Genomic DNA, 14,706 nt, shown 5'->3' with positions numbered 1-14,706 from the left:
CGTCCTGTTGGGCGGCGCGTGACGCGGCGGGGCAAGTACAGGCGTCGCACAGGAGCCGCTCGGATACGGTGGACCCATGACGACAATCGCCCTCGTTCGCCACGGTGAGACCGACTGGAACCTCGAGCGCCGCCTGCAGGGCCGCGCCGACATCCCGCTCAACGCGACAGGAATCGAGCAGGCTCAGGCCCTCGCCGACGTCTTCGACCGCGACGACTGGTCGCTCGTGTTCAGTTCGCCGTTGAGCCGTGCTCTTGCGACGGCGCAGGCCCTCAGTGCGGGGTCCGGAATCCCGCTGGCGGAGCCGGTCGATGGGCTGATCGAGCGCAGCTTCGGGCAGGCCGAGGGCGCGACTGCTGACGACATCGCCGCGAAGTGGGCCGACCGCATCTTCCCCGACGCCGAGCCGGTCGAAGTGGTGCGAGCGCGCGGATACGCCATCGTGCACGAACTCGTCGATCGCCACGAGGGCAACCTGGTGTTTGTGTCGCACGGTGCCTTCATTCGCGCGGCCGTGTTCGCTCTCACCGGCGAGGACATCGGCGGAATCGCGAACGGAACGGTCGTGCGCCTCGAACGAACGAATTCCGCCTGGGCACTCCTCCCGGATCCGGTCGCTGCCGTGCGCTGACCCGCGCTCTGCCGCAGCTCGAACGCCGATCAGCAGCTCGAACACTGATCAGGAAGAAGTGCGCGAAAGCATCCTTCTATCCGTGGAATCTCCTGTAACCGATACAGTTCACTCATGACCCTCGCCGCGGCCGTCATCGTCTGCCTCATCCTCGCGGCGTTGGCCGTGTTCCAGGCCCTGCTCATCGCCGGTCGTCCACTTGGTAGATTCGCGTGGGGCGGGCAGCACGACGTTCTTCCGCGCAACCTGCGCATCGGCAGTGCGATCTCGATCATGCTGTACGCCGTCTTCGCGATTCTCGTGCTCGAACGCGTCGGTGTCGCCAACATGTTGCCGGATGCCGTCGCCGAGGTCGGCGTCTGGATTCTCACCGCCTACTTCGTGCTCGGCATCATCCTGAACGGCATCTCGCGCAGCAAACCGGAGCGCAACGTCATGACTCCGGTGTGCATCGTGCTCGCGGCGCTCTGCCTCATCATCGCGCTCGGCTGAGCACGATTCACGCCCGGTCGCCCGAGAAAGGGCATCGCCAGAGCGAAGGATGCCGCGCCGCACGGCATCCTTGTGCGGCGCCTTTTTCCTTATCTCGCGTCGACGCCGGTGGAGGTGTCGTCGGCGTGCCCGGCGTCCGCGTCGGCAGCACCAGCACCAGCACCAGCACCAGCACCAGCACCCTCACCGGCAGTCCCCGACGCATCCCGCGGCCTCTGCTCGTGGGCGGCCGCCATCGCCGCGCGCCCTGACGGCAACAGGATCGCCACCGTCATCACGAGGATGGTGATGATTCCCGCGATGATGAGCAGCACCTGCACGCTGATGACATCGGCGAGCGGACCGAACACCGTCATGCCGATCGGAGTGGCCAAGGCCATCACGATGCCGACGTAGCTGAACACCCGCCCGTGCATCTCGGGCTCGACCGTCTCTTGCACGAGCGTCATGAACGGCGCCGAGAACAGCGGAACGAGCAGTCCGAACGCGAACATGAACGCGTAGAAGACCCAGAGGTTGGGCGCGAGGCCGAGTGCGATCGTGAATACGGCGAACCCGAATGTCGCGAACAGGATCAGCCCGATACGGCTGCGCTTGGCCAGCACCGTTGCGACGAGAACGCCGCCGAGCATCATGCCGATGCTGAACGCGATCTCGAGCACGGTGACCATCCACACCTCGGTGCCGAACGTGCGGGCAATGAGCAGTGGCGTGATGAATGACGGCGCCACTGTGAGCAGGAAGATGATCGCGAACACCCCGAGCAGCCACCGCACTACCCGGTGCTGCCAGATGTACCGCATGCCCTCGACGAGGTCTTCGCGGTAGGTCGAGGTCTTGGAGGCGATCGATTCGAGCGTCGGCACCGACACGAACAGCAGGAATCCGACGCCGATGAGCGCGGTGACGACGTCGATGAAGAACACCGGAACGATCCCGAAAAGCCCGAACACCGCACCCGCTGCGGCCGGTGCGAGCAGCGCCATCGCCGACTGGATCGTGCCGAACACGCCGTTCACCCGCATCAGCTGATCACCCGGGACGATCTGCGGAATCATCGCCTGCACCGCCGGCGTCTGGAAGCCGGCACCGATCGACCGCGCACCGACGGCGAGCAGAATCACCCACAGGTCGGTGATGCCGTTGAGCATGGCCATCGCAAGGATGAAGGTCACCACCGCGATCGAACTGTCGGCGATGATCACGAGCACGCGCCGGTTCATCCGGTCGGCGACGACACCGCCGAAGATCGACACGATGCCCTGCGGCAGAAAAGCGGCGAGCGCGTACAGTGCGATCGCGAACCCGGACTGCGTCTCGAACGTCACCCACCACATCACCGCGTACTGCACGATCATCGAACCGAACAGCGAGATGGTCTGGCCGCTCAGAAAGAGGGTGACGTTGCGCTTCCAGTGCGCGGGCACGTCGGATGCCGTGGCATCCGTCACAGGGATGTCACCGGTCGGCGAGGCGGAGGGTTCGGAATTCACGTGCTCAGAGTACTCAGTGGGTGTGACATCCGTCATCCGCCCCTGGGTGGACATCGCGAGTTGCTGGGTTTGCGGGGGTTGCAGCTCGGCCACACCCCTCAAACCCAGCAACTCGCGACCGCGCGACTCAGCAACCAGATGACCCCATTGACGCGGACTGCGCCCCAGAGGATGATCGAGGCGATATCGAGGCGACAATCGCCGAACTCCTCATCCTGTGCAATCCCGAACGGTCTCCATTCGAGGAGCTTTTTGTGTTCGATACTCCGTCCAGACACCTCGTCGATGTGGATGCCATCCGGCTGGTGGTCACAGACCTCGCTGCGTTCACACCGCGGGAAGGGCGCGGGCAACTGCAGCGCGTGTTCACCGTCCTTCTGGAACCCCTCCGCCGGCTACTGGCCATAGAACGGCTTGTCGCCGCCGCCGAGGATTGCGATGACCGGGCACGTCGTCAGCTGACTCGGTACCTCATCACGGGCTTTGGCGACGATTCCCGACGCGACCGTGAAACGGAGAAACGGAGCCGGGTCAAGGATCGTCGGTCGTCTGATGCGATGGCGGGCCTCACCCTCCTCGGAGATCGCGAGCTGACCGAAATGACTTCAGCTCTGGCGTCGTTCTCGCTCGAGTTCGGTGAGGACGCTGTGGCTGGCGCTATGGACTCCGTGCTCAGCCTCATCGGTGGCTCGCGGGTCATCGAGGCGATTGTGGCGGCGCATCGCCTGGGCGGAGCTGAAGTCGTGGTCCAGCAGCTCCGTGGTGGAGAGATGCCCGGCATGCCGGGCGAACTGCAAGACCTCATCGGCGGGCTGAATTTCGGGACCGGTGGCAGGGACCTGTCCGAGTTCGACTTCGAGCTGCCTGATTTCGGGATCCCGCACGACGACCGCGACTGGTTGGACGATTTCTTCGATCCGCTGGGAAACCCATTCGGCGACGTAGGCTGGCGGGACCCCGATGAGTGGGAGCCGACGCCACCGTGGTGGATCTATCCCCGACTGCAGGAAGACATTCCGCCAGGCCTTGCATCGTTGATCGCGTGCATCATGACCGTGGCGAAGCTCGTCACAGCGCGGGCCGCGATCGCGCCGCCAACCCTCGGCCCCAACGCGCGGTACGGCATGGTCTGGGCAGACCAGATCACCTCGATCGATCCGACGGCGCATTGTCCGGAAGACCTCCTGAGCATCTACGGCACCGGCCTGGCCGCGCTCCGCGACACAGCCGTGCTCGTGTTGCCCACCGCTTCGGGATGCCGCGCGGTCTCCGTTCAGACGCGCAACTGGACCGACACGCGAATCCGGGTCACCCTCCCGACCGACGTCGTCAGCGGGCCGGTCGGTTTCGCGGATAAGGCGTATGTGGCTGCGTACAACGCCTGGCATGAAGACCAGGAGCGCCGCCTCGAAGAAATTCGGAGCTATCGATGTGCAGCGTTCGCGGCCGGTGCGACGGTGTCGACACCGTTCAGTGTGTGCGCTCCTAATCTCGGCCGCAACTATCTCACCGCCGGCACTGCCATCATCGACTCGTTCCGGGTCGACGGACGCGCACGGGTGGTTGTGACTCCCGGCTCGAGCGTCACCCTCACGTGGAGTGCCCGCAACTGCTCGGCCGTCGAAGTCACCCGAGTGTCGGCCGTCGGTCCCGCCTTCCCCGGCTCGGTGACGGCCGTCGGCTCACCGATCGGCAGCATCACATTGGGGCCGTTCGGTGCATCGGGCCCTCAGGACGCGTCCTACAGTCTGCGGGCTGCGGGCCCGTGCGGAGCCGTAGCCGCAACGGTGGTCGTTGCGGTGCGCAAGACTCCCCGCCTCAGCGTCGCCGGAGTCGAACTCACGCAGGGTATCCAGGCGTTCGGTCCGTTGTCTGCTCCGAACACCGCGTCACCATTGGTCGCGAACAAAGACACGATCGCACGGGTTTACGTGACGCACGACCTCGATTCGTATCTGGTCGATGGCACACACGCGGTCAGTGTGAGCGGGCGGCTGCGGGTGAACGGGGTCGCGGTTGCCCCTCTGAACGTCGCGCAGGCGCTGCCCTCTGTCGGGTGGATCAATCGGGGCACCACTGATCACACCCTGAACTTCCGTATCCCGGCCGGTATCGCGAATGGCACGGCAGTCATCGGTGTGACGGTGTGGACGGCCGCCGAATTCGAGCAACCGCCAGACGGTGAATTGTTGCGACCCTCACGGACATCGACCTCGAGCGCGACCTGGACGACGCGCCGCGCGCTCCGGCTCCGGTACGTGAGGGTGAGCGCGCCGGGGGCCCCCGCGCTGTCGGATGCCGCCTGTCGCGACATCGTCGTTCGCGCCCACGATCTACTGCCCGCACCCCCGACAGACATCGCTCCGGCCCGGATGCCGACCTGGCATACGTCATACGACCCGACAACCTCCGACGGCAAACAGACCGTGCTCGACCACCTCGACGATCAGCACGACTGCACCCTGTCTGAAGCCATCTTTCCGTGGGAGGACGATTGCCCTCCGGGCGATGGCGCGATCTGGGTCGGCATCCTGCCGGTCAGCGGGGGCGGACTGGCTCAGAGCCATCGGGTGTTCGCCCCCGGGCGCAACACGCTCGTCGCACAAGCCGACCGCATCACTGTCGCTCACGAGATCGGGCATACCCAGAAGCTCAATCACGTCAATCCGGGCGTGAGTTGCGGAGCCGGAGGGCCGGATGGCGACTACGACTCCCTTCCGGCCGGCGGCATGATTTCGGCCGCGGATGCCTTCGACACCAACGCGGGGGCCAGTCTCGCCGTATCAGGGGGACCCCTCTACGACATGATGACCTACGCCTGCAACCGCTGGATCTCCCGCTCGAACTGGCAACGCCTGTTCGACAAGCTGTCGTGAGGACGCCATGACTGAGACCACATTTCTCCGCTTCACCGGCCTGATTCATGACGACGGTTCATTCGAGCCCGGAGTCGGGTGGACGACGACGCGTATCCGAACACCGCTCGAGCCGAACTCGCAGCACATCGTCGAGGTCATCGACGAGGGGGATCAGGTGCTCGAGGCCACCGCAGCTACCATCACCGTGTCCGACGATCCAGCCGCGGCCGGCCGGCTCGTTGCGAGGCTGGTGGCGTATCTGCCGCTACCTGACTCCGGGCACACCGTTCGGCTCAGGCACGGCGATGAGATCGTTCATACGGTCGACCTCGCACCCCGATCGCCATTCATCGGACAGCCGGAGCTCGAGTTCCGGGAAGACCAGATACTGATTCGATGGGATGCCGACCACGACAGGGCCCTCTCCTTCAACGTCTTCATCAGTGGACGTCGGCCGAGCACCTACACGCTCGCCTCCGGCCTGACGGCGACCGAACTCCGGGTTGATGTCGAGACCCTTCCGGTCGACGGCGAGTGCACGGTCGCCGTTCTCGCCACCGACGGATTGCGATCGGCTCATGCCGTCTCCGCTCCTCTCGAACTCCCGCATCGGCCTCCCCGCCTGACGATTCTTGCGCCCTCAGAGGGTCAGGAGATCTCGCCCGATTCGCCGATCACTCTGCTCGGGACCGGATCGTTCCCAAGCGGCGAGGATCTGTCGGAGCGTTCAGCGACCTGGTCGGTCGACGAGGTCGTCGTGGGGCGTGGGAGCTGGATTCAGGTCAGTGAGCCGCTCGAACCGGGCGAGCACACCGTGACCGTGTCCAGCGATTCGCACGGCGGAGTGAGCGCCTCTGTGGCGATCCGAGTCCGGGAACGCAGCGACGACGAACAGAGTTGGGCGAGAATCGCCGCGGAGCTCGACCCCGATCCCCACGCAGGGGTTACCGCCGCCTGAACCAGTGCTCGACGCCCGGGGCCCGTTATCGCGAGTTGCTGGGTTTGCGGGGTTGCGGTCCGGGCCCACCCCCTCAAACCCAGCAACTCGCGAGGGCGTCGGGGAAAGAACTCAGGTAGCTCCTTCGATTGCGCCCGCCAACCGGTCGATACGCGCGAGCACGGCATCCAGATCCTGCACCGTTCCCCACAACACCGGATGCCGCTCGCGCACGTCCTCGAGCGACTCCCCGCCAGATGAAAGCGACGCGAGATCGAAACTCACGTTCGCACGAGCGCCGGCGATCGCCGCCCGCAGCGCCCCGACCGCAACGGCGACATCAGCGATCAACGCCGGGTTACCGTGCTCGGCCAGCCACTCCAGGTCGCCGACCACCTCGATGCCCTGCGTGCCAAGCGTCGCAGAAGCCTCGGCCGCCGCGACGGATGCCTCCCGGATCGCCTCCTCACGCCCCTCCCCGCGATCGAGACGGAACGCGCTGCCGAACGACTCCGACGCCGCGGCATCCGCATCGGCGAGAACCAGAGCGGTCTCGCGGCCCGCAGCCGCCCGTGCCTGCAGCGCGTGCAGCTCGTCGGTCCGGTCGCCCTCGGCCGTCGTGTAGCCCGCGACCATCGACGTCAGACTGTACGCGATGGCGAGCATCACCCCGGATGCCGCCCCACCGCCCGGCGAACCCGTTGATTGGGCGAGTGCGGCGGTCCAGTCCTCGATCGTGGACCGTCGGGCCGAGACCTCATCGGAGTGCGTCATCGTTCCAGTGTCGCAGCAGCTCCCCGGCTTCGCTCCGAACAGGATCGCCTCAGCCGCCGAAAACATGTCACACTTACTCGACTCTCAACCATGATGATCGATATCTCCGAAGTTGAGCACAATCAATCACTGCGTGATCGTTTCTCGAAACGTCGCGTCAACCAGGAAGGGCGGCTGTCCATGATGCAGCAGGGTCGTCTCAATCTCGTGCTCGAGCTCGTCGGCGAGCAGGGTAATGTCTCCATCGCCGAGATCAGCGACACGCTCGGGGTGTCGACAGCGACGGTGCGCCGCGACCTCAACCTGCTCGCCGAACAGGGTCTCGTGACCCGCACGCACGGCGGGGCATCCGCTCTGGGATCTGCATACGAGCTGCCGCTGCAGTACAAGATCGCCCGCCAGGCCGACGCGAAGGTCGCCATCGCGCGCGCGGTCGCCGACCTCATCGTGCCGGGGGAGTCCGTCGGCATGAATGGCGGAACCACCACCAGCGAGGTCGCCCGCATGCTCGGCCGCAGCGAACGGCTCCGGGTCGGCGGCGACGTCTTCGGCGTCACGATCGTCACCAACGCCCTCAACATCGCCTACGAGATGTCGGTGCGCGAACACGTGAAGATCGTCGTGACCGGCGGAGTTCCGCGCCGCAAATCCTACGAACTCGTCGGCCCCCTGGTCGGTGCGGCCATGCGCGGCTTCAGCCTCGACACCGCGGTCCTCGGCGTCGACGGCCTCAGCGCCACGTTCGGCGCGACGACCATCCACGAAGGCGAAGCGGATGCCAGCCGCGAAATCGCCGCCGTCGCCCGCCGCGTCATCGTCGCCGCCGACTCCACCAAGATGGGCCGCAGCACCTTCGCGCGCATCTGCCCGCTCGACCAGGTCGACATCCTCGTCACCGACGTCGACGTTCCGGCGAACTTCGCGGCGGACCTCGCCGCCGCCGGGGTCGAACTCGTGGTGGCGCAGCCCGCCTGACCGCTTAGCCCGCCCGCTCAGCCCGCCCGCTCAGCCCGCCTGACCGCGCGGCCCGCCCGGCGGCATCCGCTCGCCTCCCGCGCAAACGGATGCCGCCGTGTTACGGCTCCGTAAACAAACCCGCCTGACCACGCGGTGCCCAAGAATGCGGTTGTAGTGTCGTTTTGTGATCAATTTGGCCTCAAACGTGACAAAGTCGCGCACGATGATGCAAGATGTCAAAGGACACAACGAAGTGGAGATGGATCGATGACCGCAGAATCCTCGCAGGCACACAAGACCAGTCTGGCCGTCGCCGTGATCGGAGCTGGCGCTCGCAGCGTCATCGCCCACCACGTTCCCGAAGCCCGACCGGGCTCGACGATCGTCGCTGTCGTCGACAACAGCGCACACGGCCGCGAGCGCGCGAAGACCCTCTTCCCGGATGCCACGGTGTACGCGACCCTCGACGAACTTCTCGCAGCGGGCGGAGTCGACGCCGCCATCGTCACCACCCCCGACCACACTCACGAAGACATCGCGGTCGCCCTGCTCGAGGCCGGCATCGCCGTGTACCTCGAGAAGCCGCTCGCCATCTCGCTCGACGGCGCCGACCGCGTGCTCGGGGCTGCCGCCGCGACGGGTACGCCGCTCTACGTCGGGCACAACCTCCGGCACGCCGCTGTCGTGCGGGTCATGCGCGAGGTCATCGAGCGCGGCGAGATCGGCGAGGTCAAGGCGGTCTGGGTGCGTCACTTCGTCGGCAACGGCGGCGACTTCTACTTCAAGGACTGGCACGCCGACCGCTCGAAGACCGGCACGCTTCTGCTGCAGAAGGCCAGTCACGACATCGACATCGTGCACTACCTCGCCTCGGGCTTCACCCGCCGCGTCGTCGGCATGGGCGACCTCATGGTCTACGGTGACATCACCGACCGCCACGAGCGCCCCGGTCAGACCATGACCGACTGGTTCTCCTACGACAACTGGCCGCCGGCCGCGCAGACCGGACTCAACCCGGTCGTCGACGTCGAGGACGTCTCGATGATGCTCATGACCCTCGACAACGGCGTGCAGGCCAGCTACCAGCAGTGCCATTTCACCCCCGACTACTGGCGCAACTACACGGTGATCGGCACCGAAGGCCGCCTCGAGAACTTCGGCGACACCGCCGGGGGAGTCGTGCGGGTGTGGAACCGCCGGCACGAATGGCAGGAGAACGGAGACGTCGAGTACCCCATCGACGGCGTCGCGAGCGGACACGAGGATGCCGACCGGGTCACCATGACCGAATTCCTCGACCACGTCCTCGATGGTGCACCGACCATCGTGTCTCCGATCGCCGCCCGCGAAGCCGTCGCAGCCGGATCCCTGGCCGCGGCTTCACTCCGGGCGGGATCGACCCCGCTGACCATCCCGGACCTCCCCCCAGCCGTGATCGACCACTTCACGGCACGGACAACACCGGCAGCACCGAGCGCAACAGAAGCACCAGCAGCAGCAACAACCCTCGCTTGACCCCTTCTCCTCACTCGACGCATTCCCCTTCGAAAGGACCCCCCATGACCACCTCACCCACCCCTCGCAGGCGGATCACCGCCGGCGTGGCCGGCGCTGTCGGCCTTCTCCTCGCCGTCAGCGGCTGCAGCTCAGACGGCGGCGGTGACGCGTCGGAGTACGGGGCGCCGGACTCCGACCTGAAAGCATCCATCACCTACGGTCTCTGGGACCAGAACCAGGTGGCCGCCGTCGAAGAGAACATCGAGGCGTTCAACGAGGAGTACCCGAACATCGAGGTGAACGTCAACGTCACCCCGTTCGCCGAGTACTGGACGAAACTGCAGACCCAGGCGTCGAGCGACACTCTCCCCGATGTGTTCTGGATGAACGGACCCAACGTGGGCCTCTACGCCTCCAACGGACAGCTCGAACCGATCACCGGTGCTGTCGAGGCCGATGACATCGACCTCGCGAACTACCCCGAGTCGCTCGTCGGCCTCTACAACGTCGACGACGTGCAGTACGGGGTTCCGAAGGACTTCGACACGATCGGCGTCTGGACCAACAAGGCGCTGTTCGAGCAGGCCGGCGTCGAACTCCCCGACGGCAACTGGACCTGGGACGAGTTCCAGACCACCGCTGCCGAGATCTCCACGGCCCTCGAAGGCCAGGGCATCTACGGTGCTGCCGGCGGTATGGACGGCCAGACCACGTACTACAACACGATCCTCCAGGCCGGCGGTTCCGTCATCGACGGCGACACCTCTGGCTACGCATCTGAGGAGTCGCAGGCCGGCATCCAGTTCTGGACCGACCTCATCGCGAACGGCGGGTCACCGACCATCCAGCAGCTCACTGACACCACAGCCGACCAGTGGTTCACCTCGGGCAAGCTCGCCATGTACTGGGGCGGCAGCTGGTTCCGTTCAGCACTCACCGACACCGAACTTGCCGCAGACGTCACCGTCCTTCCGCTGCCGGCAGGTGAGGAGCAGGCCACCGTCATCCACGGTGTTTCGAACGTCGTCTCAGCGGCATCCGAGAACAAGCAGGCCGCTCAGGCCTTCCAGACCTTCCTCGCCAGCGAAGAAGCACAGCAGCAGCAGGGCGACGCCGGTGCGATGATCCCCGCATACACCGACACGCAGGATGCCTTCACCGCGTCGATGCCGGATGCCAACCTGCAGGTCTTCCTCGACGCGGTCGACTACTCGCAGCCGCTTCCGGTGAGCAACAACTCCGCCGCCTGGAACGCTCTCGAGACCGAACTCCTGCCTCAGGCGTTCGCCGGAGAGCGCCCGACCGCTGAGGTCGCTGCAGAACTCGCTGAACAGATGGACGCGGCGCTCGCCGAGGAGTAAACCAGTGACCTCCACCACGCAGACGCCCGGCTCGCCTGCCCCGACCGGTTCGGTCGAGGCGGCGCGGGCCGGGCGGGGCGCGCCGTCACCGGCTCGTCGCCGACGCCCATCAGGCGACGGGTTCTGGCCCTGGCTGTTCCTCGCCCCGCTCGTCGGTGGAATCGCGGTCTTCTACTTCTGGCCGATCCTCCAGACGGCGTTCTACTCTCTGACCGACTGGGGAGCATTCGGCGGTTGGGACTTCGCCGGGTTCGAGAACTACGTCACTCTCTTCGCCGACCCGTCTCTGTACCTCTCCATCGGCAACACCCTTCTCTATACGGCGATCGTGATGCTCGGCATCCCGATCGCGGTGTTCCTCGCCAGCCTTCTCAACCTGCCCGGCCTGCGGTTCGCGTCGCTCTACCGGGTGCTGTTCTTCCTCCCGTACGTCGCCATGCCGACCGCGATCGCGATGGTCTGGCGCATCATCTTCAACGGTGACTTCGGACTGCTCAACTACGGGCTCGGTTTTCTCGGCATCGACGGGCCGTACTGGATCAGCACCCCGGGAGCTGCGACCGTCGCCGTGGCGATCGTCGGCCTGTGGTCGTCGCTCGGGTTTGCCATGATCGTGCTCGCCGCCGGGCTGAAGAACATCCCGCCCGAGATGTATGAGGCGTCCGAACTCGACGGTGCCAGCCGGTGGCGGCAATTCCGGTCGATCACCGTTCCACTGCTCACCCCGAGCATCTTCTTCATCACGATCGTGACGATCATCTCGAGCTTCCAGGTCTTCGACCTGCTCTACGCGATCCTCGGCAGCTCCAACCCGGTGCTGCCCAAGAGCATGTCGCTCGTGTACTTCTTCTACCGCGAAGGCTTCGTGAACAACGACAAGGGCTACGCGGCGGCGATCGCCATGGTGATCTTCGTGATCATCGGCATCGTCACAGCCATTCAGTTCCGTCTGCAGAAACGGTGGGTCCAAGTTGACTGAGGCAGTGACATCCGTTCGCGTTCCTCCTGCGGCGCGCAACCCGGTGACCCCACGTCGCAAGCCCCGCCGTCGTGGCGGTTCCCATGTCGTCGCCCACCTGGTGCTCGGCATCGGCGGAGCGGTGATGGCCTTTCCGTTCCTCTGGCAGATCATCATGTCGCTGTCGACGAACCAGGAGGTGCAGAGCGTCACACCCGTGTTCTGGCCGTCCGAGCTGCAGTGGCAGAACTATGCCGCCGTGTTCACCCGGTTGCCTTTTCTCGACCAGCTGACGACGTCGGTGCTCATCACCGTGATCCGCACGATCGCCCAGATCCTGTTCTGCACCCTGGCGGGCTACGCGTTCGCCCGCATGCGGTTCAGGGGCAGGGGCCTGCTGCTCGCGCTGGTGCTCTCGATCCTCATGGTGCCGTCGCAGGTCTACCTGCTGTCGCAGTACCAGATCGTGCAGAACCTCGGACTGCTCAACTCGCTCTCCGGCCTGGTGCTGCCCGGCCTGTTCAGCGCGTTCGGCACCTTCCTCATGCGCACCGCATTCCTCGCGATGCCGCAGGAGCTCGAAGAGGCGGCACGTCTCGACGGTGCGAACCCGTTCCAGGTGTTCTGGAAGGTCATGCTGCCGCTCTCCGGCCCGACGATCAGCGTGCTCGCGATCACGACGGTGTTGTGGTCGTGGAACGAGCTGCTGTGGCCGCTCGTCGTCACGACATTCAGCGATCGGATGCCGCTTTCAGCCGGACTCGCAACGCTGATCGGTGACCGCACGACTGACTACCCGGTGGTGATGGCCGCGAGCCTGCTTGCCATGGCTCCCGTGTTGATCATGTTCATCATCCTGCAGCGTCGGGTCATCGACGGCCTGGCATCGAGCGGGCTCAAGTAGATCGCGGTGGTCGAGAGCGTGAAGGCTGGAGCCCACCGTGTGTCCACCACTCCAAATTCAGGAGATCTGTCGCGACACGCCGTCTGGGAGCGCTCTCAATTCGGCGTGTCGCGAGAATCTCCTGAATTTGCAGGCACGCTCGTGCCCGCCACCGCCACAACTAAGGGGAAAGTAATGCACACGAGAAAACGTCGTACGTTCATACCGGCTGGGGTGGCCATCGCGGCTGTCGCTGCTCTCAGCGCTCCATCGATGGCGGTGGCTGCACCCGGTGACGTCACGGTCAGCTACGAGGCGAGCACCGAGGTGATCGCGAACCCGGAGCGCGGGTTCTACCACCACACCGAGACGCATTACCGGGCAGACGGGTCCGGCTACACACCGCTCGACGGTGCCGCGATCGAGCAGTTCCGTACCGAAGGGATCACCCAGATCCTCCGGGTGTTCTACCTCGAGAAGTTTGCGAACACGCCTGAGCTCGACGAGGCATTCCTCGACCTCGTTCAGGCCGACTACGACACCGCTTGGGATGCCGGTATCTCGGTGATCACCCGGTTCGCGTATGTGCAGGGCGGCGATTTTCCGTACGAACCGCCGTACGGTGACGCACCGGTCGACGTGGTGCTCGCGCATATCGAACAGCTCGCCCCGATCCTGCAGGCCAATGCCGATGTGATTCCCGTCGTCCAGAACGGGCTGATCGGCCTCTGGGGCGAGGGCTACTACACCGACCATTTCGTCGCCGACCCGGCGAACCCCGGCGTCGTCACCGAAGCGGACTGGGCGAACCGCTCCGCCGTGACCGAGGCGCTGCTCGACGCCCTGCCCGATAACCGGTCGGTGCAGGTGCGCACGATGCTGTCGAAGCAGCAGCTCCTCGGTGTTCCGAGCGGTGCAGACAGCGCCGTCACCGCCGACGAGGCCCGGGGCACCACCCCGATCGCCCGGGTCGGTCACCACAACGACTGCTTCCTCGCCGCTCCGGATGACTGGGGCACGTTCCTCTCCGACCCGATCGAGCTCGACCAGGAGTACCTCGAGGCCGACAGTCTCTACGTGCCCATCGGTGGTGAGACCTGCAACGTGAACCCGCCGCGGTCCGAGTGGCCGAGCGCATCCGCCGAGATGGCGCGCTACAACTACAGCTACCTCAACCGTGACTACAACCAGGACGTGCTCAACAGCTGGGGCGAAGACGGCATCGCCGAGACCGCTCGCAGTCTCGGCTACCGTTTCACCCTGACCGAGAGCACCGTGTCGACCGAGTCGGGCGAGATCTCCGTCGGAGTGCGCAACGACGGCTGGGCGGCGCCATACAACCCGAGAACTGCAGTGCTTGTTCTCGAGGGTGACGCCGGCCGGTTCGAGCTGCCGTTCGCGAGCGGAGCAGACGCCCGCGACTGGCTGCCGGGAACGACGACGACACTGACGGCATCATTCGCCGACGTGCCCGCCGGGCAGTACGACACCTACCTCGCGCTGCCGTCGGCAGATGAGGGAACCAGCGCGGATGCTCGCTTCGCGATCCAGACCGCCAACGTCGGCACCTGGGATGCGGCATCCGGTCTCAACGATCTGCAGCAGTCGGTGACGATCGCGGCGTCGCCTGTGCTTCCGGGCCCGGTGGATTCGGGGCCCGCTGTTCCGGGAGAAGACCCTGACGACACCGGTTCCGACGACCCGGCAGCGGTCGACGACGAGAACGCGACGGGTGCCGACGGCTCACTCGCGAACTCGGGGAGCGACAGCAACCCGATCGGCTTCGCGATCCTGGCAGCCGGAGCGGTCCTCGCGGGAGCGGGCGCCCTGGTCGCCCGCCGACGTCGTACCCACTCGGTCTGAGG

At 65.8% G+C, this 14,706-nt stretch carries 12 protein-coding genes; 10 read left to right on the top strand and 2 right to left on the bottom strand.

Annotated elements, in window-relative coordinates; translation table 11 throughout:
* The first annotated feature begins 76 nt into the window (after positions 1-76).
* Both IWX78_RS00240 and IWX78_RS00235 read left to right on the top strand, forming a co-directional pair.
* Positions 77-631, top strand: coding sequence for a histidine phosphatase family protein (locus IWX78_RS00240; RefSeq protein ID WP_196831402.1), 555 nt, complete (start codon positions 77-79; stop codon positions 629-631).
* A gap of 114 nt (positions 632-745) precedes the next feature.
* Entirely contained in the window at positions 746-1,123 is a 378-nt protein-coding gene (locus tag IWX78_RS00235; RefSeq protein ID WP_196831401.1) for a hypothetical protein, read from the top strand.
* 89 nt (positions 1,124-1,212) lie between these two features.
* Here the strand turns inward: IWX78_RS00235 and IWX78_RS00230 are convergent, their stop codons facing one another.
* Positions 1,213-2,616, bottom strand: coding sequence for an MFS transporter (locus tag IWX78_RS00230; RefSeq protein ID WP_334684465.1), 1,404 nt, complete (start codon positions 2,614-2,616; stop codon positions 1,213-1,215).
* Between the two features lie 254 nt (positions 2,617-2,870).
* Between IWX78_RS00230 and IWX78_RS00225 the strand changes: the two genes are divergently transcribed.
* Both IWX78_RS00225 and IWX78_RS00220 read left to right on the top strand, forming a co-directional pair.
* Complete coding sequence (locus IWX78_RS00225; protein WP_196831400.1) at positions 2,871-5,492, top strand: hypothetical protein; 2,622 nt, start codon at positions 2,871-2,873, stop codon at positions 5,490-5,492.
* A 7-nt stretch (positions 5,493-5,499) separates the two neighbouring features.
* Complete coding sequence (locus tag IWX78_RS00220) at positions 5,500-6,432, top strand: hypothetical protein (RefSeq protein WP_196831399.1); 933 nt, start codon at positions 5,500-5,502, stop codon at positions 6,430-6,432.
* A gap of 111 nt (positions 6,433-6,543) precedes the next feature.
* On the opposite strand, the gene IWX78_RS00215 is transcribed toward IWX78_RS00220, so the two are convergent.
* On the bottom strand, positions 6,544-7,185 hold the full coding sequence (locus IWX78_RS00215; RefSeq protein ID WP_196831398.1) for a cyclodeaminase/cyclohydrolase family protein: 642 nt from the start codon (positions 7,183-7,185) through the stop codon (positions 6,544-6,546).
* A 90-nt stretch (positions 7,186-7,275) separates the two neighbouring features.
* Here IWX78_RS00215 and IWX78_RS00210 point away from each other — a divergent pair, with 90 nt between their 5' ends.
* From IWX78_RS00210 to IWX78_RS00185, 6 genes are all read left to right on the top strand, one after another.
* Positions 7,276-8,160: a DeoR/GlpR family DNA-binding transcription regulator gene (locus IWX78_RS00210; protein WP_334684464.1), complete on the top strand. Its 885-nt coding sequence runs from the start codon at positions 7,276-7,278 to the stop codon at positions 8,158-8,160.
* 249 nt (positions 8,161-8,409) lie between these two features.
* Entirely contained in the window at positions 8,410-9,657 is a 1,248-nt protein-coding gene (locus IWX78_RS00205; RefSeq protein WP_196831397.1) for a Gfo/Idh/MocA family protein, read from the top strand.
* Between the two features lie 44 nt (positions 9,658-9,701).
* Positions 9,702-11,000 carry an ABC transporter substrate-binding protein gene (locus IWX78_RS00200; RefSeq protein ID WP_196831396.1) on the top strand — a complete coding sequence of 433 codons (1,299 nt, stop codon included), beginning with the start codon at positions 9,702-9,704 and terminating at the stop codon, positions 10,998-11,000.
* Positions 11,001-11,004: 4 nt separating this feature from the next.
* The gene (locus tag IWX78_RS00195) at positions 11,005-11,979 is read left to right on the top strand and encodes a carbohydrate ABC transporter permease (RefSeq protein ID WP_196831395.1); all 975 of its coding nucleotides are present in this window, start codon (positions 11,005-11,007) and stop codon (positions 11,977-11,979) included.
* 4 nt (positions 11,980-11,983) lie between these two features.
* A complete protein-coding gene (locus IWX78_RS00190; RefSeq protein ID WP_334684463.1) occupies positions 11,984-12,862 on the top strand; it encodes a carbohydrate ABC transporter permease in 879 nt (292 codons plus the stop codon).
* 174 nt (positions 12,863-13,036) lie between these two features.
* Positions 13,037-14,704, top strand: a complete 1,668-nt coding sequence (locus IWX78_RS00185; RefSeq protein WP_196831394.1) for a DUF4832 domain-containing protein — start codon at positions 13,037-13,039, stop codon at positions 14,702-14,704.
* Positions 14,705-14,706: the final 2 nt, after the last annotated feature.

It is taken from the genome of Mycetocola sp. CAN_C7 (assembly GCF_015752285.1).
In the GTDB taxonomy this organism is placed as follows: Bacteria; Actinomycetota; Actinomycetes; order Actinomycetales; family Microbacteriaceae; genus Mycetocola_A.
The sequence above is the reverse complement of the archived record's forward strand: the minus strand, read 5'-3'. Positions and strand labels throughout refer to the sequence as shown.

Excerpts from the sequence above, each read along its gene's own strand:
- IWX78_RS00240 (WP_196831402.1), top strand. The coding sequence starts at position 77 with ATGACGACAATCGCCCTCGTTCGCCACGGTGAGACCGACTGGAACCTC.
- IWX78_RS00235 (WP_196831401.1), top strand. The coding sequence starts at position 746 with ATGACCCTCGCCGCGGCCGTCATCGTCTGCCTCATCCTCGCGGCGTTG.
- IWX78_RS00220 (WP_196831399.1), top strand. The coding sequence starts at position 5,500 with ATGACTGAGACCACATTTCTCCGCTTCACCGGCCTGATTCATGACGAC.
- IWX78_RS00215 (WP_196831398.1), bottom strand. The coding sequence starts at position 7,185 with ATGACGCACTCCGATGAGGTCTCGGCCCGACGGTCCACGATCGAGGAC.
- IWX78_RS00210 (WP_334684464.1), top strand. The coding sequence starts at position 7,276 with ATGATGATCGATATCTCCGAAGTTGAGCACAATCAATCACTGCGTGAT.
- IWX78_RS00205 (WP_196831397.1), top strand. The coding sequence starts at position 8,410 with ATGACCGCAGAATCCTCGCAGGCACACAAGACCAGTCTGGCCGTCGCC.
- IWX78_RS00200 (WP_196831396.1), top strand. The coding sequence starts at position 9,702 with ATGACCACCTCACCCACCCCTCGCAGGCGGATCACCGCCGGCGTGGCC.
- IWX78_RS00185 (WP_196831394.1), top strand. The coding sequence starts at position 13,037 with ATGCACACGAGAAAACGTCGTACGTTCATACCGGCTGGGGTGGCCATC.